Raw genomic sequence first — 20,681 nt, 5'->3', positions numbered from 1 at the left:
AGCGGGCGGGTCAGCCCGCCCGCTCCAGGATGCTGACATAGTTGGCGACGGCCGCGCCGCCCATGTTGAACACGCCGGCCACGTCGGCGCGGGGCAGCTGCATGTCGCCCGCCTCGCCGCACAGCTGCATGGCGGCGAGCGCGTGCATGGAGACGCCCGTGGCGCCGATCGGATGGCCCTTGGCCTTCAGCCCGCCCGAGCGGTTGATGGGCAGCTTCCCGTCCTTCGTGGTCCAGCCCTCCAGGATGGCGCGATGGCCCTGGCCCTCCGGCGTCAGCCCCATCGCCTCGTATTCGATGAGTTCGGCGATGGTGAAGCAGTCATGCACCTCGGCGAAGGAGAGGTCCGACAAGCCCATCCCGGCGGCCTCGAAGGCGCGCGCCCAGGCCTCGCGCGGGCCCTCGAAGCGGGTGATGTCGCGGCGCGCGATGGGCAGGAAGTCCTGCACATGGGCGGTGGCGCGGAAACGGGCGGCGCGGGGCGCGGACTTCGCCACATCGCCCTCGGCGATGATGATCGCGGCCGCACCATCGCTCACCAGGCTGCAATCGGTGCGCTTCAGCGGGCGGGCGACGAAGGGGTTTTTCTCGCTCTCGGCGCGGCAGAACTCATACCCCAGGTCCTTCCGCATCTGCGCCCAGGGGTTGTCCACGCCATTCTTGTGATTCTTGGCGGCGATGGCGGCCAGCGCGTCCGACTGGTCGCCATGGCGCTGGAAATAGGCCTCCGCGATCCGGGCGAAGACGCCGGCGAAACCCGCCTCGATGCCGCCCTCGGTCTTGAGGTGGCTGGCCGAGAGCAGGATTTCGCCCACGCGGGGTCCGGGGGTGGCGGTCATCTTCTCGACGCCCACCACCAGCGTGACCCGGCCGCGCTTGGCACCCAGGAAATCCAGCGCGCCATGGATGGCGGCGCTGCCGGTGGCGCAGGCATTCTCGTAGCGGGTGGCGGGGCGGAAGCGGAGTTCCGGCACGGCTTGGAACATCAGCGATGCCGGGAATTCCTGGGGCGTGAAGCCGCCGTTGAACTGGCCGAGGAAGACCGCGTCCACATCGGCAGGCTCCAGCCCCGCATGCTCGATGGCCTGGCGGGCGACGAGGCCGATCAGCGCCTCGGCGTCCGGCGCGTCCTCGATCTTGCCGAAGCGGCTATGGGCCCAGCCGATGATGGCGGCGTCATGGGTGTGTCCGGTCATCGCATCCTCCGTGTTGGGGAGAGGATAGCGGTTGCGGGGCGGGCGCGAAATCACCGCCTGAGAATGGGTTGAAACTTCGTTGTCATGGAAATTTTGTTAGGCGATGCATTATCGAAAGGGTCTTGAAGAGGACCGGATTGGTCCCATCTCAGGTAGGTCGGTGGGGCCGAGGCCCTCCCGACAGCTTTGCCTTCCTCAACCTTGCCTTGGCCGCTCCCGAAAGGGGGCGGCTTTTTTTTTGGTCAGGCCGGCACCAGCAGGCTCACGGCGGTGTGGCAGGCAATCCCTTCGCCGCGGCCGGTGAAACCCAGCCGCTCGGTCGTCGTGGCCTTCACCCCGATGCGGCCGATGTCCACGCCCAGCAGCTCCGCCAGCCGCGCGCGCATGGCGGCGGCATGGGGGCCGATCTTGGGGCGCTCGCAGATCAGCGTCACGTCGGCATTGACCAGCATGCCCCCGCGCGCGGCGATCCTCCCCGCGGCATGGACCAGGAACTGGGCGCTGTCGGCGTCCTTCCACTTCATCTGGGAGGGCGGGAAGAAGGTGCCGATATCCCCCTCCGCCAGCGCGCCATAGATGGCGTCGCATAGGGCATGGATGCCCACATCGGCGTCCGAATGCCCGTCGAGGCCCATCTCATGCGGCACCACCACCCCGCACAGCACCAGCGGCCGCCCGGGCACGAGGCGGTGCACGTCGAAGCCCGTCCCCACGCGCGGCAGCATCCGGGCGGTCATGTCGTGTTCCATGCGGGGCAAATCCTCCGGGCGGGTGATCTTGATGTTGCGCTCCGACCCCTCGACCAGGGCGACGGGCAGCCCGGCCGCCTCCAGCAGGGCGGCGTCGTCGGTGGCGTCCTGGGTGGCGGCGCGGTGGGCGGCCAGGATCGCGGGGAAGCGGAAGGCCTGGGGCGTCTGGGCGCGGAACAGCCCCTCGCGCGGGACCGTGGCCGCGATCACGCCGCCCGCGCCGCGTTTCAGCGTATCGGCCACCGGCACGGCGGGGATGGCGCCGGGGTGGCTTTCCAGCGCCGCCAGCAGGGCCGGGATGATGCCGGGCGGCAAATAGGGCCGCGCGCCGTCATGGATCAGCACCGCGTCGGGCGCATGCGCGGTCAGTGCCTCCAGCCCCGCCCGCACGCTCGCCTGGCGGGTGGCGCCGCCGGCCACGACGGGCAGGTGCGGCAGGCCGGCCAGCACGGGGGCAATGGAATCGGCCTCGCCCACGGGTTGCAGCCAGGTCACCTCGCCGCCGGCCAGCAGCGCCTCGGCCGCGTGGCGCAGCACGGGCCGCCCGGCCAGGGGCGCGAACTGCTTGGGGATGGGGCCGCCGAAGCGTGAACCCGTCCCGGCGGCCAAGAGGAGAGCGGCGATCTTCATGGCGCCTCGCTACCCCGCTTTGCGCCACCTGCAAATCACCCGGGGACGGTGCAAAGGCGACATGGACGCCGCGCGCGGATTTGCGTATGGCTGCCCAAATGATGAGCAACCCCCCGCCGCGGCCCCTGGCGCCCATCACCCTGGCACCTGGCGTGTGCATCCAGACGCCCGTCATCCTCGCCCCCATGTCGGGCGTGACGGACCTGCCCTTTCGCCGGCTGGCTCGGGCCGAGGGCACGGGGCTGGTGGTGTCGGAGATGATCGCGTCCGCCGCGATGATCCGGGAGAACTGCCAAAGCCTGAAGATGGCGGAGGTCGAGGGCTTTGGCGCCCCCAGCTCCGTCCAGCTGGCCGGCTGCGAGCCTTCGGTGATGGCCGATGCCGCGCGCCTCGTGGTGGACCGGGGGGCGGCCATCGTGGACATCAATTTCGGCTGCCCGGTGAAGAAGGTGGCGGTGGGGCAGAGCGCGGGCTCGGCCCTCATGCGCGACGAGGTGCGGGCGGCCGCCATCCTGGAGGCCGTGGTGCGCGCGGTGCCCGTGCCCGTCACGCTGAAGATGCGGATGGGCTGGGACCACAACAGCCTGAACGCGCCGCGCCTCGCCCGCATCGCCCAGGAATGCGGCATCCGCCTCGTCACCATCCATGGGCGCACGCGGCAGCAGCTCTACACCGGCACGGCCAACTGGGCCTTCATCGCGGAGGTGAAGGCGGCGGTGGACATCCCCGTCATCGCCAATGGCGACATCCTCACCGTGGACGACGCGGCCGAGGCGCGGCGGCTGTCAGGTGCGGATGGCGTGATGATCGGGCGCGGCTGCTACGGGCGGCCCTGGTTCCCACGCCAGGTGGCGGCCTTCCTGAACGAAGGGCTGCGCCTGCCCGACCCCACGCTGGCCGAGCAGCACGAGATCCTGCTGCGGCATTACCGCGCCATCCTGTCGCACCATGGCGTGAACACGGGGGTCCGCATGGCGCGCAAGCACATCGCCTGGTATTCGCGCGGCCTGCCCGGCAGCGCCGAGTTCCGCGCCCAGGTGAACCGCGTGGACACGCCGGAGGAGGCCGAGGCGCTGATGGAGGGCTTCTATCGCCCCCTGATCGAGCGGGGCGTCGAGGCCTGCCGCGACGCCTTCCGCGAGGCGGCATGAGCAGGCGGGCCCTGGCCATGCCCCGCGCCGGCTCCGGCGGCGACATGCCTGACGCGGTGACCATCCTCTCCGCCTTGCCCATGCCGGCCGTGGTGCTCGATGGCGCCGACAATTTCCGCTTCGCCAACCCGGCGGCCGAGCTGTTCTTCCAGCACTCCCAGGCCACGCTGGCGAGCCTGCCGCTGGGTGAGCTGCTGCCGCCCGACAACCGTCTTTTCGCCCTGCTCCAGCAGGTGCGCCGGACCGACAGCCCGGTGGCCGACCACGACCTGACGCTGGAAAGCCCGCGCCTGCACCGCTCCGGCGTCTCGGCCTATGGCGCGCCCATGCCGGAGATGCCGGGCGGCGTGGTGCTGATGCTGCAGGATGGCTCGACGGCGGCCATGCTGGACCGGCAGCTGCACTTCCTGGGCGCGGCGCGCGGCGCCACCGCCATGGCGGCGATGCTGGCGCATGAGGTGAAGAACCCGCTCTCCGGCATCCGCGGTGCCGCGCAGCTGCTCGAACAGGGTGCCTCGCAGGGCGACCGGGACCTCTGCATCCTCATCCAGGAGGAGGCGGACCGCATCCGCACCCTGGTGGACCGGATGGAGATGTTCTCCGACCGGCCCATCACGCCGCGGCCCGTGAACATCCATTCCGTGCTGGACCATGTGCGCCGCGTGGCGCAGTCGGGCTTCGCCTGCCACCTGCGGATCACGGAGGACTACGACCCCTCGCTGCCCGCCGTCTGGGGCGACCGCGACCAGCTCATCCAGATCATGCTGAACCTGGTGAAGAACGCGGCCGAGGCGGTGGACCCCCGCGAGGGCGAGATCCAGCTCGGCACCGCCTATCACCATGGCGTGCGCATCGCCGTGCCCGGCTCCACCGAGCGCGTGCACCTGCCGCTGACCGTCACTGTGCGGGACAATGGCCCGGGCATTCCGGAGCCGCTGCGCGCCACCCTCTTCGAACCCTTCGTCACCACCAAGCGGGGCGGGCAGGGGCTGGGTCTTGCCATCGTCGCCAAGCTCGTCGCCAACCAGGGGGGGCTGATCGAATGCGACAGCCGCCCCGGCCGCACCACCTTCCGCCTTTCCCTTCCCGCGCCCCCGCCAGGCGAAGACATGACCGAGACCGATGAATGACCGAGACGCGCACCATCCTGATCGCCGATGACGACCGGGCGATCCGCACCGTGCTGTCCCAGGCGCTGTCGCGCGCGGGCTACAATGTGCGCGCCACCTCCTCCGCCGCCACGCTCTGGCGCTGGGTGGAGGATGGGGAAGGGGACCTCGTCATCACCGATGTCGTCATGCCCGACGAGAACGGCCTGGACCTGCTGCCGCGCATGAAGCGCGTGCGGCCGGATCTGCGCGTGGTGGTGATGTCCGCGCAGTCCACCTTCACCACGGCGGTGAAGGCGGCCCAGCGCGGCGCCTTCGAGTACCTGCCCAAGCCCTTCGACCTGAAGGAATTGCTGGCGGTGGTGGAACGCGCCCTCGCCCAGCCCGCCACGGCGCTTCCGCCCGAGGACGGGCAGGAGGCGGGCGAACGGCTGCCCCTGGTGGGCCGGTCGCCCGCCATGCAGGAGATCTACCGGACGGTGGCGCGCCTCACCACCGCCGACCTGACAGTGATGGTCACGGGCGAGAGCGGCACGGGCAAGGAACTCATCGCCCGCGCCCTGCACGACTACGGCAAGCGGCGCACCGGGCCCTTCGTCGCCATCAACATGGCCGCCATTCCGCGCGAACTCATCGAGAGTGAGTTGTTCGGCCATGAGCGTGGCGCCTTCACCGGCGCGCTCACCCGCGGCATCGGCCGCTTCGAGCAGGCGGCCGGCGGCACGCTCTTCCTCGACGAGATCGGCGACATGCCGCCCGAGGCCCAGACCCGCCTGCTGCGCGTGCTGCAGGAGGGCGAGTTCACCACGGTGGGCGGCCGCAGCCCGGTGAAGGCCAATGTCCGCATCGTGGCCGCGACCCATCGCGACCTGCGCGCCGCCATCCGCGCCGGTCTGTTCCGCGAGGACCTGTTCTACCGCCTGAACGTGGTGCCCATCCGTCTGCCCCCCCTGCGCGAGCGCACCGAGGACATTCCCCTCCTGGCCCGGCACTTCCTGGAGCGCGCCCGTGCCTCCGGCCTGCCCGCCAAGTCGCTCAGCCCCGAGGCGCTGGAACGCCTCAAGCGCCATGCCTGGCCCGGCAATGCGCGAGAGCTGGAGAACCTGATGCGGCGCCTGGCCGCCCTCTACCCCCAGGAGATGATCGGGGAGGAGGCCGTCTCGGCCGAACTGGCGGAGGCCGACACCCCCGCCGATGGCGCGCCCCGCAGCGCCGAGACCCTGGAACAGGCGGTCGAGCGCCACCTCAAGCTGTTCATGGCGGCCCACAAGGACGGGATGCCCGTGCGCGACCTGCATGAGCGCGTCATCAGCGAGGTGGAGCGACCGCTGCTGCGCCTCGCCCTCAGCGCCACGCGGGGCAACCAGATCAAGGCGGCGGCGCTGCTCGGCCTCAACCGTAACACGTTGCGCAAGAAGCTGAAGGACCTGGATCTGCCCGTGGTGCGTGGGCTGACCTGATGGCCGTGGCGGCCCGCCCCCGCGTGCCCCTGCTGCGGCGGCTGGCCGACATGCTGCTGGGCCGCGGCGTGACGCTGGGCCTGGCGCTGGCCGCGCTGGTCATGGGGGTGGCGACCTTCGTCGTGCTCTCCGACGGTTCGCCCTTCGGGCCGACCAGCCCGGGGCAGCTCGCGGCCATCTTCCTGGGCAACACCGCGGTCGTGCTGCTGCTGCTGGCCTCGCTGGCGGGGCGGCTCGTGCGGGTCTGGGCGGAGCGGCGGCGCGGCTCGGCCGGGTCGCGGCTGCACACGCGGCTTGTGCTGCTGTTCTCGGTGGTGGCCGTGGTGCCGGCCATGCTGGTGGCGGGCTTCTCCGTCACCTTCTTCAACCTGGGCATCCAGGCCTGGTTCAACGACCGGGTGCGGACGGCGCTGGAGGCCTCGCTGGTCGCCTCGCGCGCCTATCTCCAGGAACACCAGAACGCCATCCGCGCCGATGCGCTGGCCATGGTGAATGACCTCAACCGCGCCGTCGTGCTGCTGCCCGAACAGAACCTGGCCTTCGCCCGCGTGCTGGGCGGGCAGGCCAGCCAGCGCGGCCTGACCGAGGCCGTGGTCTTCGAGCCGCTGCTGGGGCGCATCGTCGCCCATGCCGGCATCACCTCCGCCTTCATGCTGGCGCCCCCGCCCGGCTGGGCCATCGACATCGCCCGCAATGGCGAGGTGGCGGTGGTGGCGGGCGAGGAGGAGGGGCGGGTGCGCGCCGTTCTCACCCTGGCGCCGCAGACCGGACTGATGCTCATGATCGGCCGGCCGCTCGATGGCACGGTGCTGGAGCATATCAGCCGCACCGAGGCCGCGGTCACCGCCTACCAGGCGCTGGACCGCAACCGCGACGGCCTGCAGATCACCTTCATCATGATCTTCGCGGCCGGCGCGCTGCTGGTGCTGCTGGCGGCGGTGCTGATCGGCCTCGTGCTGGCGAACCAGCTGGCGCGGCCCATCTCGCGCCTCATCACCGCGGCCGAGCGGGTGCGGGCGGGGGACCTCTCGGTGCGGGTGGAGGAGGGTGATGCGGATGACGAGGTCGGCAGCCTGAGCCGCGCCTTCAACCGCATGACCAACCAGCTTGCCGCCCAGCGCAGCGAGCTGATGGAGGCCTACCGCCAGATCGCGGACCGGCAGAGCTTCACCGAGGCGGTGCTGGGCGGGGTTTCGGCGGGCGTCATCGGCCTTGATGCCGATCTCAGCATCAACCTGCCCAACCGCGGCGCCAGCAAGCTCCTGGGCCTCGACCTGGAGCGCGAGATCGGGCGGCGCTTGGCCGAGGTGGTGCCCGAATTCGCGCCCCTGCTCGCCGGCCCCGCCGGGCGCACGGCGGAAATCAAGCTGGGCTCGCCCTCGGAGCGCCGGACCCTGCTGGCCCGCCTCTCGCCGGAGATGGAGGGGCAGGGCTTCGTCGTCACCTTCGACGACATCTCGGCCCTGCTGACCGCCCAGCGGCAGGCGGCCTGGGCCGATGTGGCGCGCCGCATCGCACATGAGATCAAGAACCCGCTGACGCCCATCCAGCTCAGCGCCGAGCGCCTCAAGCGCCGCTACCTTAAGCAGATCACGAACGATCCCGAGACCTTCACCGCCTGCACCGACACCATCGTGCGCCAGGTGGGCGACATCGGCCGCATGGTGGATGAGTTCAGCGCCTTCGCCCGCATGCCCCAGCCCGTGATTCGCGAGGAGGAATTGTCGCGCATCGTGGAGGAGGCGCTGGTGCTGCCGCGCACCGGCAGCCCCGAAATCGCCTATGAATGGTCGCCGCCCGGCATGCCCGTCCATGCCGCCTGTGACCGGCGGTTGATCCAACAGGCCCTGGCCAACCTGATCCAGAACGCGGCGGACTCCATCCGTCTGCGCGCCCAGGCGGAGGCGCCGGCCGAGGGGGAGACCCCCATCACGCCCTCGCGGTCCCAGCCGCTCGGCCATATCCGGGTCAGCCTGGCCCCCGCGCCCGGTGGGGCGGGCATGGTCGCGATCCGTGTCGAGGATGACGGTCTCGGCCTGCCCGATGGCGAGGAGCGCGAGCGTCTCACGGAACCCTACGTCACCCACAAGGCGAAGGGCACCGGCCTTGGTCTTGCCATCGTGAAGAAGATCATGGAGGACCACGGCGGTCGCGTCCTGCTGGGGGATGCGGCGACCGGGCGCGGCGCGCGGGCGGAGCTGTTGCTGCCGCTCCGGCCCGCCGAAGGCAGCCCCGCGGAGGTCCGTGGGGCCGAGGCAGGCGGGGATGTGGTGATGGAGCGCGGCCATGGCGCATGACATCCTGATCGTGGATGACGAGCCGGACATCCGTGCCGTGATCGAGGGGATTCTCTCAGACGAGGGCTATGACACGCGCCAGGCCCACAACAGCGACACCGCCTTGCAGCAGTTCCGCGCGCGCAAGCCCTCGCTCGTGATCCTGGACATCTGGCTGCAGAATTCGCGGCTGGACGGGTTGGGCATCCTGGAGGCCATGCACCGCGAGGAGCCGCAGGTGCCCTGCGTGATGATCTCGGGCCATGGCACCATCGAGACGGCGGTGCAGGCCATCCAGCAAGGCGCCTATGATTTCATCGAGAAGCCCTTCAAGTCCGACCGCCTGCTGCTGATCGTCGAGCGCGCGCTGGAGGCCGCCCGGCTGCGGCGCGAGGTGAATGAGCTGCGCCTGCGCGCCGGCCCCGAGACGGAGCTTCTGGGCGTCTCGCCCCACATCGCGCAGCTGCGCGGCGCCATTGACAAGGTGGCGCCCACCAATTCGCGCGTGCTGATCACGGGCCCTGCCGGCTCGGGCAAGGAGGTGGCGGCGCGGATGCTGCACGCCCGTTCGCGCCGCGCGGGTGAGCCCTTCGTCGCGCTGAACTGCGCCACGCTGAACCCCGCCCGCATCGAAGAGGAGCTGTTCGGCGTCGAGGCCCAGGGCGAGGCCCCGCGCCGCATCGGCACGCTGGAACGCGCCCATGGCGGCACCCTGCTGCTGGACGAGGTGGCGGACATGCCGCTGGAGACCCAGGGCAAGATCGTGCGCGCCCTGCAGGAGCAGGGGTTTGAGCGGGTGGGGGGTGCCACGCGCATCAAGGTGGATGCGCGCGTCATCGCCACCACCAATCGCGACCTCCAGGCCGAGATCGCGGCGGGACGTTTCCGCGAGGATCTGTTCTACCGCCTCTCCGTCGTGCCGCTGCGCGTGCCCGCCCTGCGCGAGCGGCGCGAGGATGTGCCCGTGCTGGCGCGGCATTTCGTGGCGCGTTCGGTGGAGGCGTCGGGCCTGCAACCGCGCGAGTTGGCCGAGGACACGATTGCCGCGTTGCAGACCTACGAATGGCCCGGCAATGTGCGCCAGCTTCGCAACCTGATCGACTGGCTGCTCATCATGGCGCCGGGCGAGGCGCAGGCGCCCATCCGCGCCGAGGCCCTGCCGCCCGAGATCGTCTCCGCCGCGCCCGCCATGTTGCGCTTGGATCGCTCCAGCGAGATCATGACCCTGCCGCTGCGCGAGGCGCGCGAGATGTTCGAGCGGCAATATCTCGAAGCGCAGCTCATGCGCTTCGGCGGCAATATCAGCCGCACCGCCAATTTCGTGGGCATGGAGCGCAGCGCGCTGCACCGGAAGCTGAAATTCCTGAACGTGCAGGCGGAGGACAAGGCGGGCGGAACCGCCTAGACTGCGCCCACCATTTGCGGAAAGCCCTGCATGTCCCGGATTGCCTATGTGAACGGCGCCTACCTGCCGCAGCGCGACGCCAGCGTGAACATCGAGGACCGCGGCTACCAGTTCGGCGACGGCATCTACGAGGTGGTGCACCTCCACGCCAACCGCTTCATTGACGAGGACCGGCATCTGGACCGGCTGGAGCGCAGCCTCAAGGAAATCGCGCTGCCCATGCCGATGCCGCGCGCGGCACTCCGCATGGTGCTGGTGGAGGTGGCGCGGCGCAACCGCGTGACAGAGGGGCTGCTCTACATGCAGGTGACGCGCGGCGTGGCGCGGCGCGACCATGCCTTTCCCACCAAGCCCGTGCCGCCGGCGCTGGTGGTCACCATCCGCCGCATCCCGCCCTATCCGCGTGACATCGCGCGCTGGACCATCAAGGCCATCACCGCGCCCGACCTGCGCTGGGCGCGGCGCGACATCAAGAGCGTGAACCTGCTGCCCAATTGCCTGGCCCGCCAGGCGGCGCGCGAGCAGGGCGCGGGCGAGGCCATCCTCTACGACCCAGTGACCGGCATGGTGACCGAGGGGGCGGCCACCACCATCTGGATCGTGGATGCGGAGGGCGTGCTACGGACCCGCCATCTCGATTCCGTGATCCTGCCCGGCTGCACCCGCGGCGCGCTGATTGCGGAGCTGGACGCGGCGCGCATTCCCTACAGCCTGGAGGAATTCCACCGCGACGCGCTCGCCTCCGCGCGAGAAGTGTTTCTCACCTCCGCCACCTCCTTCGTGAAGCCCATCGTGGCGGTGGATGGCGTGACCGTGGGCGATGGTACGCCGGGACCGATGACGCGGCGGCTGTTCGACCTGTTCGCGCGCCATGTCCACCAGCAGGCGGGCAACGCGGCATGACGCCGCGCGCGCTGCTGTTCGACTGGGACAACACGCTGGTGGATGGCTGGGCCGCGATCCAGTACGCGCTCAACACGACCTTCGCGGCCTTCGGCAAACCCGCCTGGTCGCGCGAGGAGGTGCTGGCGAATGTCCGCAAATCCCTGCGTGACTCTTTCCCCATCCATTTCGGGGATGAGTGGGAGCGCGCGCGGGACATTTTCTACGACGCGATCCATGCCACGCACCTCGACGCCGTGCGGCCGCTGCCCGGCACGGCGGTGATGCTGGAAGCGGCCTCATCCTGGCCGCTGGGCGTCGTCTCCAACAAGCAGGGCGCGCTGCTGCGCGAGGAGGCCGCGCATCTCGGCCTTGCCCAGCATTTCAAGGTGCTTGTGGGCGCGGGTGACGCGGTGGCGGACAAGCCCAGCGCGGCCCCGTTGCTGATGGCGTTGCGCGCGCTGGACCTGCCGCCGGGCCCCGACATCTGGTATGTCGGAGACACCGCGATCGACATGGAGGCGGCACGTGCGGCGGGGTGCCGCGCGGTGCTGCTCGGTGATGCGGCACATGACGGCGGCGTCACGCATTGTGCCCCAGATATGGCATTTGCGGATGGCGCCGCGCTGGCGGCGCATCTCTCAGCCCTGGACAAGCCTGCCGCAACCCGCGAGACTCAACCCGGTTGAGCGACGAGCGGGCCTGCCCGCCATGAACAAGAGGAAGGAGGCCGCTATGGCCGAGAAGTCCCAGAACGTGCAGGACGTGTTCCTGAATCACGTGCGGAAGAGCAAGACGCCGGTGACGGTGTTTCTCGTCAATGGCGTGAAGCTTCAGGGAATCATCACCTGGTTCGACAATTTCTCCGTCCTGCTGCGGCGGGATGGGCATACGCAACTGGTCTATAAGCACGCCATCAGCACCGTGATGCCCGGCGCGCCCATCATGCTGTTCGACCCGCAGGCGGCCGCCCAGGCGGCGCCCGCGGCCGGCGGCGCCGCGCCCGTGCGCGAGACCACATTGACCATGAACCGGGAGCCCGCCACTGCCCGCGACGAGTGAGGAGACCGCGGCGCCCCCGACCCGCGCCGCCGTCATCCTGCCCTATGGCCGCACGGCACGCGGCTCCGTCACCGAATTCGCACCGCCCGGCGCCATGCCGCGCGCGGCCGAGGCACGTCTTGCCGAAGCCGTGGGCCTTGCCGCCTCCATCGGCGTGACCATCGTCCACCAGGCCATCCATCCGCTGCGCGCGCGCCGGCCCTCCACCCTGCTGGGCGAGGGCCAGGTGGAGATGGTGCGCGCCGCGCTGGAGGAGCAGGAGGCCGGCCTCGTTGTCGTGGACGCGGCGCTGACCCCCGTTCAGCAGCGCAACCTCGAGCGCGCCTGGAAGGCCAAGGTCATTGATCGCACCGGCCTGATTCTGGAAATCTTCGGCGAGCGCGCGCGTACGCGCGAGGGCACCTTGCAGGTGGAGCTCGCGCATCTGGAATACCAGCGCACACGTCTTGTTCGGTCGTGGACCCACCTCGAGCGCCAGCGCGGCGGCTTCGGCTTCCTGGGCGGCCCCGGCGAATCGCAGATCGAGATCGACCGCCGCCTGATCGGCGAGCGCATCGTGCGCCTCAAGAAGGAGCTGGAGCAGGTCCGCCGCACCCGCGGCCTGCACCGCAAGTCGCGTGAGCGCGTGCCTTACCCGGTCATCGCGCTGGTGGGCTACACCAATGCCGGAAAATCCACGCTGTTCAACGCGCTGACTGGCGCGGGCGTCATGGCGCAAGACCAGCTCTTTGCGACGCTCGACCCGACCATGCGGCAGATCACGCTGCCCTCCGGCCGGCCGGCCATCCTGTCGGACACGGTGGGCTTCATCAGCGAGTTGCCCACCCAGCTTGTCGAGGCCTTCCGCGCCACGCTGGAGGAGGTCGCCTCGGCCGACATCATCCTGCACGTGCGCGACGTGGCCCATCCCGACAGCGCGGCCCAGCGTGCCGATGTCCACGCCGTGCTGGACGGCATGGCGAGCGGCGAGCACCCGTCCATGGGCGATGACTGGCGCGCGCGCACCATCGAGGTGCTGAACAAGGCCGACCTTCTGGGCGGGCCCGAGGCGGTGGCCGCGCGCATCAAGGGCGGCCTCGCGGTCTCGGCCATGACGGGCGAGGGGCTCGACCAGCTTCGCGCCGCGCTGGACGAACGGCTTTCCGCCGGCATGGTGACGGCGGAACTGACCCTCGCGCCCTCCGATGGCGCGCGCCTCGCCTGGCTCTACCGCCATGGCGAGGTGCTGGAGCGCGTGGAGGAGGAGGGTGCCGTGCGCCTGACCGTCCGCCTCTCGCCCGCCGACCGCGCGCGCTTCGGGCAGCTCCCGTGAGGATTTCCGCGACCGCGGCGCGGGAGGTGGCGCAGCTTCTGCGCGCGGCCGCGCGCGCCGAGATCCTGCCGCGCTTCCGCCGGCTGGCTTCCGGCGATGTGCGGACCAAGTCCGGCCCGCTCGATCTTGTCACCGAGGCCGATGAGGCGGCGGAGCGGCATATCGAGGCGGGCCTGCGCCGCCTCTTCCCCGAGGCCGTCATCCTGGGCGAGGAGGCCGCGGCCGCCGACCCCACCAAGCTCGCCAACATGGCCGAGGCGCGGCTGTGCATCGTCGTGGACCCTGTGGATGGCACGGCCAATTTCGCCGCCGGCGTGCCGCTCTTCGGCGTGATGGCGGCCGCGATCTACCAGGGCGAGACGATCGCCGCCTGGATCCATGATCCCATGGGTGACGACACGCTGATCGCCCTCAGGGGCGAGGGGGCCTGGGTGGAGGGGCAGGAAGGCCACCTGCATGACTGCCGGGTCTCCGTCCCCGCGCCGCTCGCGCGCATGGTGGGCGCCATTTCCTGGGGCTTCATGCCGCGCGACCGGAAGGCGGCGGTGCTGCCCAAGCTCGCGGGCTTTGCCGCGGTCATGAATTTCCGCTGCGCGGCCCATGAATACCGCCTTGTGAACACGGGCGGCGCGCATGTGCTGGTCTACAACAGGCTGCTGCCCTGGGATCATGCAGCGGGCGTATTGATCCATGCGGAGGCCGGCGGATACTCCGCCCAGTTCGACGGCGCCCCGTACTCTCCGCTTCGGCACACGGGCGGCTTGATCTGCGCGCCCGACCAGACCGGCTGGGAGGAAGTGCAGGCCTGGCTGCTGGGTTGAGGCTTTCCACGTTACGGTGATGGACAAGCGCCGCCCAGCGCTTATTCTGCGCCGCAACACGGCGCGTGGCGAAAGAACCGGCGCCCCTTGTTCTCAGGAAGGTAGCAGCATGAGCGGCAGCAACGGCTCCATCACGATCACCCTGGACGGCACCAACCGGAGCACGACGCTGCCCCTGCTGTCCGGCACCGAAGGCCCGGATGTCGCGGACATCCGCAAGCTCTACGCCAATCTGGGGATCTTCACCTTCGACCCCGGCTATGGCGAGACGGCCAGCTGCGAGAGCAAGATCACCTATATCGACGGCGATGCCGGGGTGCTCATGTACCGCGGCTACCCGATCGAGCAGCTGGCCGAGCAGAGCGACTTCACCGAGGTCTGCTACCTGCTGATGAATGGCGAACTGCCGACGGCCGCCCAGCTGAAGGAATTCAGCAATGGTGTGACCTATCACACCATGGTCCATGAGCAGATCCGTAACTTCTTCAACGGCTTCCGCCGCGACGCGCACCCCATGGCCATCCTGTGTGGGGTGGTGGGCGCGCTGGCGGCCTTCTACCACGACAACCTCGACATCAATGACCCCGAGCAGCGGCGCATCGCGGCCTTCCGCCTGATCGCGAAGGTGCCCACCATCGCCGCCATGGCCTACAAGTATTCGCTGGGCCAGCCCTTCGTGTATCCGAAGAACGCGCTGTCGAGCGGCCCGCAGGGCTATGCGCGCAACTTCCTGCACATGCTGAAGTCCGTGCCGGCCGAGGAATATGACGTCCCCGACGTGCTGGCGAAGGCGATGGACCGCATCCTGGTCCTGCACGCGGATCATGAGCAGAACGCCTCCACCTCCACGGTGCGCCTGGCGGGTTCGACGGGCGCCAACCCCTTCGCCTGCATCGCGGCGGGCATCGCGGCGCTCTGGGGCCCCGCGCATGGCGGCGCGAACGAGGCCGTGCTGAAGATGCTGGCCGAGATCGGCGATGTGAAGAACATCCCGGCCTTCATCGAGGGCGTGAAGGACAAGAACAGCAACGTCAAGCTGATGGGCTTCGGCCACCGGGTCTACAAGAACTTCGACCCGCGCGCGAAGATCATGAAGGAAAGCTGCGACGAAGTGCTGGCCGCACTCGGCGTCGAGCATGAGCCGCTGCTGGAAATCGCCCGCGAACTGGAGCGGATTGCGCTCAGCGACGAGTATTTCATCTCGCGGAAGCTGTATCCGAACGTGGACTTCTACTCGGGCATCATCCTCAAGGCGATGGACATTCCGACCAGCATGTTCACCGTGATCTTCGCCGTCGCCCGCACCGTGGGCTGGGTGAGCCAGTGGAAGGAACTGGTGGAGGACCCCGCGCAGCGCATCGGCCGCCCCCGGCAGATCTACACGGGCGCCTCCAAGCGCGACTACAAGCCGATGTCCGAGCGCGGCTGACCCTCCATGTCCGACCAGTTCCAGCCCGTCATCGGGATCATCGGCGGTTCCGGCATCTATGACATTGACGGGCTGGAGGGGCGCGAATGGAAGCGCGTCTTCACCCCCTGGGGCGAGCCGTCCGACGAGATGCTCTTCGGCACGCTGGGCGGCGTGCGCTGCGTCTTCCTGCCGCGCCATGGCAAGGGGCACCCGCTGCCGCCCTCCGCGCTGAACTACCGGGCGAACATTGACGCGCTGAAGCGTTCGGGCGTGACGGACGTGATCTCGCTCTCGGCCGTGGGTTCGCTGCGGGCGCAGCTGCCGCCCGGGCATTTCGTGGTGGTGGACCAGTTCATCGACCGGACCTTCGCCCGCGAGAAATCCTTCTTCGGACCGGGTTGCGTGGCCCATGTGTCCGTGGCGCACCCGACCTGCCCGCGACTGTCCGACGCGGCCGAGGCGGCCGGCGCGGAGATCGGCCTGCCCATGACCCGCGGCGCCACCTACCTGGTCATGGAAGGCCCGCAATTCAGCACCAAGGCCGAGAGCGAACTCTACCGCGCCTGGGGCTGCGACGTGATCGGCATGACCAACATGCCCGAGGCCAAGCTCGCCCGCGAGGCGGAGCTTTGCTACGCCTCCGTCGCCATGGTGACGGATTTTGACTGCTGGCACCCCGACCACGACCATGTGACGGTGGACCAGGTGGTGAAGGTGCTGCAGGGCAATGCCGAAAAGGCCCGCGCTTTGGTCAAGGCGCTGATCCCGCGCATCGGCGCGCCACGCGGCGCCTGCCCTGCCGGCTGCGACCGCGCGTTGGAGTATGCGCTGATCACCGCGCCGGACAAGCGTGACCCGGCGCTTCTGGCCAAGCTCGACGCCGTCGCGGGCCGGGTGCTGAACGCGGCCTGATCCGGTGCAGGCCGCCTTTGGGTTGATGTGCAAGGCGCCGCGGCCGGGCGTCAGCAAGACGAGGCTCGCGGCGATGGTGGGGCCGGCGCGCGCGGCGCAGCTGGCGCGTGCCTTCCTGCTGGACAGTGCCGATCTCCTGCGCTTCCTCGCCCCGCGCTACGCCGCCACGCTCACCGCCTTCCACGCGCCGGCCGACGCGCAGGCAGAGATGGCCGCGCTGTTGCCCGGCTGGGCGTTCATGCCGCAGCCGGAGGGGGACCTGGGCGAGCGTATGGGCGCGGCTTTCGGCACCCTCTTTCGTCCCGGCATCGGCTGCGCCCTGCTGACCGGCACCGACGCCCCGACCTTGCCGCCCGCCCTTCTGGAATTGCTGCCCGCCGCCATCGCGGGGGGTGCGGATGCGGCGCTGATCCCCGCCCTGGACGGCGGCTATTGCGCCATTGCCATGGCGCGGCCGTTGCCCGCCCTGCTGGAGAACATGCCCTGGAGCGCGCCTGGCCTGCTCGACGCCACCCGTGCCCGCGCGGCGGCGGAGGGGCTGCGCCTCGACGTGCTCCAGCCCTGGCATGATGTGGACGCCGCGGCGGATCTGGACCTTCTGCGCCTCAGCCTTGCTGCCGCGCAGCCGCCCGGCTGTTCGCCCCTGCCGCCCTATCGCGCCAACCACAGCCGGGTGGCGCTGCAAGCCGGTTGATCAGGCCTTGGTGGCTCCGCGCCGGCAGAGGCCGCCTTCCTTCGCGGCACGGCGCAGCGCGCAGAGGCCGACCACGCCCGCCGTGCCAGCGACGGCGCCCAGGGTGAAGGCGCCGCGTACCGCCATCTTGGTCAGCACGACCTGCGCGCAGAGCAGCTTCAGGACCATTTTCGCCTCCTCTCGGAAGGCCTGGAGATGGGCCTGAAGCGCCAGGGTCGCAAGCGTCAGCCACGCACCAGCGGGCAGCCGCCATCGGCGAGGGGGCGGAAGGCCTCCTCGGCGGGGACGGTCGCGCGCAGCTTGTAGAAATCCCACATGCCGCGGCTCTCGGCGGGCGACTTCACCTCGAAGAGGTAGGCCGGGTGGATCTTGCGGCCATCCTCGCGCACGCGGCCGGGGCCGAAGGCGTCGTCATCCGTGGGCATGCGCTTCATCACGTTGATGACCTCGATGCCCGAGGCCTTGGCGCGGGCGGCCCCCACCTCGGCCACGGCCTTGAGGTAGTGGATGGCGCAGGAATAGGTGCCGGCGTGTTCCTGGCTGGGCATGTTGTCCGGCGTGCGGCGCAGGATGCGCTGCGCGAGGCCGCGCGTGCGGTCGTTCAGGTCGTGGTAGAAGACCTCGCTCATCACCATGCCCTGGGCGGATTCCAGCCCGATGGTGCGGATGTCCTGTACGAACATGATCATGCCGGCCAATTGCTGGCCGCGCCGCGTCAGGCCGAATTCATGCGCCTGCTTCACGCAGTTCTGCATGTCGCCGGCCGCCATGGCGAGGCCCACCACCTTGGCGCGGCTGGCCTGGGCCTGGAGCAGGAAGCTGCTGAAATCGGTGGTGCCGGGGAAGGGGTAGCGCGCACTGCCCATCACCCGGCCGCCCGCGCGCGTCACGAACTGCCCTGCGTCGCGCTCCAGCTGGTGGCCGAAGGCGTAGTCGGCGGTGATGAAGTACCAGGAATCCCCGCCGGAGCGCACCGTGGCGCCCCCCACCACATTGGCGAACATCCAGGTGTCATAGGTCCACTGCAGGGTGTGGGTGCTGCATTGCGGCCCCGTCAGCGCGGAGGATGCGGCGCCGGAGGCGAGTTGCACCTTGTCGCGCTCCCGCACCAGGTTGGCGACGGCGAGCGCGATGGCGGAGTTGTTCACCTCGCAGATCATGTCCACGCCCTGCGTGTCGATCCAGCGGCGGGCCAGGGCGAGGGCGGCATCGGGGCGGTTCAGGTGGTCGCCCTGGATGACTTCAACGTTGATGCCGCGCTGGGTGATGCCCAGGTCCTCGATGGCCTGCTGCACGGCGGCGACGGAGGTGGGGCCCGAGGTGTCGCGGTAGGGGCCCGAGAAATCGGCCAGCACGCCGATGCGGATGGTGTTGTCGCGGCTCTGGGCGCGGGCGGCGACGGGGAGGGCGGCGACGCCCAGCGCGCCGCCCATGGCGGTGCGGCGGGTGATGCTTGTCATGGTTCGTTTCCTCGGCACTGATGGCCAAGGGATGCTGCGCGGCGCCGCGACGCCGCGCAAGGGGAGGCTTTGAGGCCGGTTGAAAACGCTGGCGTGTCGGCTGCGCGGATCTTTTCCGCCCCCGATGCGTTGCCGGGCTTGCCGATGCTGCCAGCATCGGCCGCGCCCGGCGCCTTTCAGGGACGAAAAATCCCGCGCGCATCCTCCGCCGCCAGCATTCCCAAACGGCCTCTCACCGAAACACGAGGTGCGGCAGGAACAGCACCAGCGTCGGCACATAGGTGATGACCATGAGGCAGGCGAAGACCACGCCGATGAACACCACCAGGTAGCGCATCATCTGGTCCACGCCGCACCCCGCCACCTGGGCGGCGGCGAAGAGGTTCACGCCGAAGGGCGGGGTGATCATGCCCAAGGCCAGGTTCACCACCATGATGGTGCCGAAATGCACCGCGTCCACGCCCAGCCGCCCCGCCGCCTCCTGCAGGATGGGCGCGAGCACGATGATGGAGGCCGAGGTCTCGACGAACATGCCCACCAGGAACAGGAACAGGTTCACCACCAGCAGGAATTGCGCCGGGCTGTCGAAGGAGGTGGCGAGCCAGGCCGCCGCCGCGTCGGGCACGCCCTGGCGGTTCAGCAGCCAGGAGAACAGCCCCGCGCAGGCGATGATGAAGAGGATGACCGCCGAGGTGATCACGCTCTTGCGGAAGATGGGAAACAGGTCCGGCAGGCGGATCTCGCGGTGGATCACCACGCCCACGATCAGCGCGTAGACGACCGCGATGACCGAGGCCTCGGTCGGCGTGGTGATGCCGCCATAAATGCCGCCCAGCACCACCACGGGCATGAGCAGCGCCCAGCCCGCCTGGCGGGTGGCGGTGAGGAAGGGCAGCCGCCCCTCGCCATCCTGCTTGCCCCAGCCCTTGAGGCGGCACCAGACCAGCACCGTCACGATCAGCGCGCCCGCGATCAGGATGCCAGGGCCGATGCCGGCGATGAACATCTCCGGGATGGAGGTCTGGGTGGTGACGCCGTAGAGGATCATGGGAATGGAGGGCGGGATGACCACGCCCAGCTCCGCCGCCGTGGCCTGGAGGGCGGCCGCGAAGCCCACCGGATAGCCCGCCCGCACGAGTGCGGGGATCATGATGGCGCCGATGGCGAAGGTGGTGGCGACCGAGCTGCCCGAGATGGCCGCGAAGATCATGCAGGTGACGACGCATGTGGCCGGCAGCCCGCCCTGGATGCCACCGACGATGGACCGTGCGAATTCCACGAGGCGCCGCGAGATCCCGCCCATCTCCATCAAGGCCCCCGCCAGGATGAAGAAGGGGATGGCCGCCAGCGGGAACTTGTCCAGCGCCACGAACAACTGCTGCGCCGCCACGATCAGCGGGAAGGAGGTGAAGCCCGCGATCCCCACCACGGCCGCGATGCCGATGGCCACCGCCACCGGCACGGCGGCGGCGAAGAGCACCAGCATCACGGTCAGCATCATGCCGCTCATAGGGCGGTCTCCAGCTCGTCGGCGGGTTGTCGGTCGAGGAAATGCGCCACCGCGCCGATCATCGCGAAGCAGGCGCCGATGGGAATCGCCGCATAGCCCCAGGACATCGAAACCTCCAGCCCCGCCATCTCCTGGAACTTCACACGCTCGGCCATCATCCAGCCGAACCAGAACATCACGCCCAGGATGGAGAGGATGGAGGCCAGCGAGGCCGCCTCCAGCGCGCGGCGCACCGCGCCCCGGGTGAGGCGGCGGGCCACGTCAATGGAGACGAGCGCCCCGGCTCGCAGCGCCACGGCGACGCCGATGAAGGCCATCCAGATCACGGCGGTACGGACCAGCGCCTCGGACCAGACCGAGGGTGTCTCGGTGGCGAAGCGTGCCACCACCTGCCAGGCCCCCGCGGCCACGGCCACGGCCATGGCCAGGGCGGCCAGGATGGCCGCTGCCCCGCTGGTGAGGCGATCCACCCCCAGGAAGGCGCGACGCACCTGCGCGCGTGCGCCCGTCTCGCCCGAGCCGGCCCAGAGGGCCAGCGCCACGGTCAGCACCGTGGCCACCCCCATGATCTGGAGCGGCAGGACATTCATCGCATTCATGAAAAACCCCCGGCGGGCAGACGAAAGGGGCGCGGCGGAACCG

Annotated in this window: 19 protein-coding genes; 13 read left to right on the top strand and 6 right to left on the bottom strand. The window is 70.0% G+C overall.

Annotated elements, in window-relative coordinates; all coding sequences use genetic code 11:
- Positions 1-10 precede the first annotated feature (10 nt).
- Complete coding sequence (locus tag JTN19_RS04175; RefSeq protein ID WP_206930647.1) at positions 11-1,195, bottom strand: acetyl-CoA acetyltransferase; 1,185 nt, start codon at positions 1,193-1,195, stop codon at positions 11-13.
- Between the two features lie 242 nt (positions 1,196-1,437).
- On the bottom strand, positions 1,438-2,574 hold the full coding sequence (locus JTN19_RS04170) for a bifunctional 2-C-methyl-D-erythritol 4-phosphate cytidylyltransferase/2-C-methyl-D-erythritol 2,4-cyclodiphosphate synthase (RefSeq protein WP_206930646.1): 1,137 nt from the start codon (positions 2,572-2,574) through the stop codon (positions 1,438-1,440).
- Positions 2,575-2,660: 86 nt separating this feature from the next.
- Here JTN19_RS04170 and dusB point away from each other — a divergent pair, with 86 nt between their 5' ends.
- From dusB to JTN19_RS04105, 13 genes are all read left to right on the top strand, one after another.
- Entirely contained in the window at positions 2,661-3,725 is a 1,065-nt protein-coding gene (gene dusB, locus JTN19_RS04165; protein ID WP_408901848.1) for a tRNA dihydrouridine synthase DusB, read from the top strand.
- Positions 3,722-4,855: a two-component system sensor histidine kinase NtrB gene (locus JTN19_RS04160; protein ID WP_242530847.1), complete on the top strand. Its 1,134-nt coding sequence runs from the start codon at positions 3,722-3,724 to the stop codon at positions 4,853-4,855. The genes dusB and JTN19_RS04160 overlap by 4 nt, the downstream gene beginning before the upstream one ends.
- Complete coding sequence (ntrC, locus tag JTN19_RS04155) at positions 4,852-6,294, top strand: nitrogen regulation protein NR(I) (RefSeq protein WP_206930645.1); 1,443 nt, start codon at positions 4,852-4,854, stop codon at positions 6,292-6,294. Before JTN19_RS04160 ends, ntrC begins: the two co-directional genes overlap by 4 nt.
- On the top strand, positions 6,294-8,591 hold the full coding sequence (locus JTN19_RS04150; RefSeq protein ID WP_206930644.1) for a sensor histidine kinase NtrY-like: 2,298 nt from the start codon (positions 6,294-6,296) through the stop codon (positions 8,589-8,591). Before ntrC ends, JTN19_RS04150 begins: the two co-directional genes overlap by 1 nt.
- Positions 8,581-9,975 carry a nitrogen assimilation response regulator NtrX gene (gene ntrX / locus JTN19_RS04145; RefSeq protein WP_206930643.1) on the top strand — a complete coding sequence of 465 codons (1,395 nt, stop codon included), beginning with the start codon at positions 8,581-8,583 and terminating at the stop codon, positions 9,973-9,975. Before JTN19_RS04150 ends, ntrX begins: the two co-directional genes overlap by 11 nt.
- A gap of 30 nt (positions 9,976-10,005) precedes the next feature.
- Complete coding sequence (locus tag JTN19_RS04140; RefSeq protein WP_206930642.1) at positions 10,006-10,878, top strand: D-amino-acid transaminase; 873 nt, start codon at positions 10,006-10,008, stop codon at positions 10,876-10,878.
- Entirely contained in the window at positions 10,875-11,546 is a 672-nt protein-coding gene (locus JTN19_RS04135) for an HAD family hydrolase (protein ID WP_206930641.1), read from the top strand. Before JTN19_RS04140 ends, JTN19_RS04135 begins: the two co-directional genes overlap by 4 nt.
- Before the next feature lie 46 nt (positions 11,547-11,592).
- Positions 11,593-11,919 carry an RNA chaperone Hfq gene (hfq, locus tag JTN19_RS04130; protein WP_184383625.1) on the top strand — a complete coding sequence of 109 codons (327 nt, stop codon included), beginning with the start codon at positions 11,593-11,595 and terminating at the stop codon, positions 11,917-11,919.
- Between the two features lie 94 nt (positions 11,920-12,013).
- Positions 12,014-13,231 (top strand): GTPase HflX, encoded by a 1,218-nt coding sequence (gene hflX, locus JTN19_RS04125; RefSeq protein ID WP_340643270.1) that lies wholly within the window; start codon positions 12,014-12,016, stop codon positions 13,229-13,231.
- The gene (locus tag JTN19_RS04120; protein ID WP_206930640.1) at positions 13,228-14,052 is read left to right on the top strand and encodes an inositol monophosphatase family protein; all 825 of its coding nucleotides are present in this window, start codon (positions 13,228-13,230) and stop codon (positions 14,050-14,052) included. Before hflX ends, JTN19_RS04120 begins: the two co-directional genes overlap by 4 nt.
- A 109-nt stretch (positions 14,053-14,161) precedes the next feature.
- On the top strand, positions 14,162-15,481 hold the full coding sequence (locus JTN19_RS04115; RefSeq protein WP_206930639.1) for a citrate synthase: 1,320 nt from the start codon (positions 14,162-14,164) through the stop codon (positions 15,479-15,481).
- 6 nt (positions 15,482-15,487) lie between these two features.
- A complete protein-coding gene (locus JTN19_RS04110) occupies positions 15,488-16,375 on the top strand; it encodes an S-methyl-5'-thioadenosine phosphorylase (RefSeq protein ID WP_206930638.1) in 888 nt (295 codons plus the stop codon).
- A gap of 25 nt (positions 16,376-16,400) precedes the next feature.
- Positions 16,401-17,069, top strand: a complete 669-nt coding sequence (locus JTN19_RS04105; RefSeq protein WP_206930637.1) for a TIGR04282 family arsenosugar biosynthesis glycosyltransferase — start codon at positions 16,401-16,403, stop codon at positions 17,067-17,069.
- On the opposite strand, the gene JTN19_RS04100 is transcribed toward JTN19_RS04105, so the two are convergent.
- The 4 genes from JTN19_RS04100 to JTN19_RS04085 all read right to left on the bottom strand — a co-directional run bounded on the left by JTN19_RS04100 (position 17,070) and on the right by JTN19_RS04085 (position 20,629).
- A complete protein-coding gene (locus JTN19_RS04100; RefSeq protein WP_206930636.1) occupies positions 17,070-17,237 on the bottom strand; it encodes a hypothetical protein in 168 nt (55 codons plus the stop codon).
- 56 nt (positions 17,238-17,293) lie between these two features.
- Entirely contained in the window at positions 17,294-18,529 is a 1,236-nt protein-coding gene (locus JTN19_RS04095) for an ABC transporter substrate-binding protein (protein WP_206930635.1), read from the bottom strand.
- Positions 18,530-18,761: 232 nt separating this feature from the next.
- Positions 18,762-20,039: a TRAP transporter large permease gene (locus JTN19_RS04090; protein ID WP_206930634.1), complete on the bottom strand. Its 1,278-nt coding sequence runs from the start codon at positions 20,037-20,039 to the stop codon at positions 18,762-18,764.
- Complete coding sequence (locus JTN19_RS04085; RefSeq protein ID WP_206930633.1) at positions 20,036-20,629, bottom strand: TRAP transporter small permease; 594 nt, start codon at positions 20,627-20,629, stop codon at positions 20,036-20,038. Before JTN19_RS04085 ends, JTN19_RS04090 begins: the two co-directional genes overlap by 4 nt.
- Positions 20,630-20,681: the final 52 nt, after the last annotated feature.

This window comes from Roseococcus thiosulfatophilus, assembly GCF_017311575.1.
GTDB classification, from domain to species: Bacteria; Pseudomonadota; Alphaproteobacteria; order Acetobacterales; family Acetobacteraceae; genus Roseococcus; species Roseococcus thiosulfatophilus.
This window is presented reverse-complemented; position numbering and strand designations above follow the sequence as displayed.

What these genes read in the sequence shown, in the direction of transcription:
- JTN19_RS04175 (WP_206930647.1), bottom strand. Translation starts at nt 1,195, where the DNA reads ATGACCGGACACACCCATGACGCCGCCATCATCGGCTGGGCCCATAGC.
- JTN19_RS04170 (WP_206930646.1), bottom strand. Translation starts at nt 2,574, where the DNA reads ATGAAGATCGCCGCTCTCCTCTTGGCCGCCGGGACGGGTTCACGCTTC.
- dusB (WP_408901848.1), top strand. Translation starts at nt 2,661, where the DNA reads ATGGCTGCCCAAATGATGAGCAACCCCCCGCCGCGGCCCCTGGCGCCC.
- JTN19_RS04160 (WP_242530847.1), top strand. Translation starts at nt 3,722, where the DNA reads ATGAGCAGGCGGGCCCTGGCCATGCCCCGCGCCGGCTCCGGCGGCGAC.
- ntrC (WP_206930645.1), top strand. Translation starts at nt 4,852, where the DNA reads ATGACCGAGACGCGCACCATCCTGATCGCCGATGACGACCGGGCGATC.
- JTN19_RS04150 (WP_206930644.1), top strand. Translation starts at nt 6,294, where the DNA reads ATGGCCGTGGCGGCCCGCCCCCGCGTGCCCCTGCTGCGGCGGCTGGCC.
- ntrX (WP_206930643.1), top strand. Translation starts at nt 8,581, where the DNA reads ATGGCGCATGACATCCTGATCGTGGATGACGAGCCGGACATCCGTGCC.
- JTN19_RS04140 (WP_206930642.1), top strand. Translation starts at nt 10,006, where the DNA reads ATGTCCCGGATTGCCTATGTGAACGGCGCCTACCTGCCGCAGCGCGAC.
- JTN19_RS04135 (WP_206930641.1), top strand. Translation starts at nt 10,875, where the DNA reads ATGACGCCGCGCGCGCTGCTGTTCGACTGGGACAACACGCTGGTGGAT.
- hfq (WP_184383625.1), top strand. Translation starts at nt 11,593, where the DNA reads ATGGCCGAGAAGTCCCAGAACGTGCAGGACGTGTTCCTGAATCACGTG.
- hflX (WP_340643270.1), top strand. Translation starts at nt 12,014, where the DNA reads ATGCCGCGCGCGGCCGAGGCACGTCTTGCCGAAGCCGTGGGCCTTGCC.
- JTN19_RS04115 (WP_206930639.1), top strand. Translation starts at nt 14,162, where the DNA reads ATGAGCGGCAGCAACGGCTCCATCACGATCACCCTGGACGGCACCAAC.
- JTN19_RS04110 (WP_206930638.1), top strand. Translation starts at nt 15,488, where the DNA reads ATGTCCGACCAGTTCCAGCCCGTCATCGGGATCATCGGCGGTTCCGGC.
- JTN19_RS04105 (WP_206930637.1), top strand. Translation starts at nt 16,401, where the DNA reads ATGTGCAAGGCGCCGCGGCCGGGCGTCAGCAAGACGAGGCTCGCGGCG.
- JTN19_RS04100 (WP_206930636.1), bottom strand. Translation starts at nt 17,237, where the DNA reads ATGGTCCTGAAGCTGCTCTGCGCGCAGGTCGTGCTGACCAAGATGGCG.
- JTN19_RS04095 (WP_206930635.1), bottom strand. Translation starts at nt 18,529, where the DNA reads ATGACAAGCATCACCCGCCGCACCGCCATGGGCGGCGCGCTGGGCGTC.
- JTN19_RS04090 (WP_206930634.1), bottom strand. Translation starts at nt 20,039, where the DNA reads ATGAGCGGCATGATGCTGACCGTGATGCTGGTGCTCTTCGCCGCCGCC.
- JTN19_RS04085 (WP_206930633.1), bottom strand. Translation starts at nt 20,629, where the DNA reads ATGAATGTCCTGCCGCTCCAGATCATGGGGGTGGCCACGGTGCTGACC.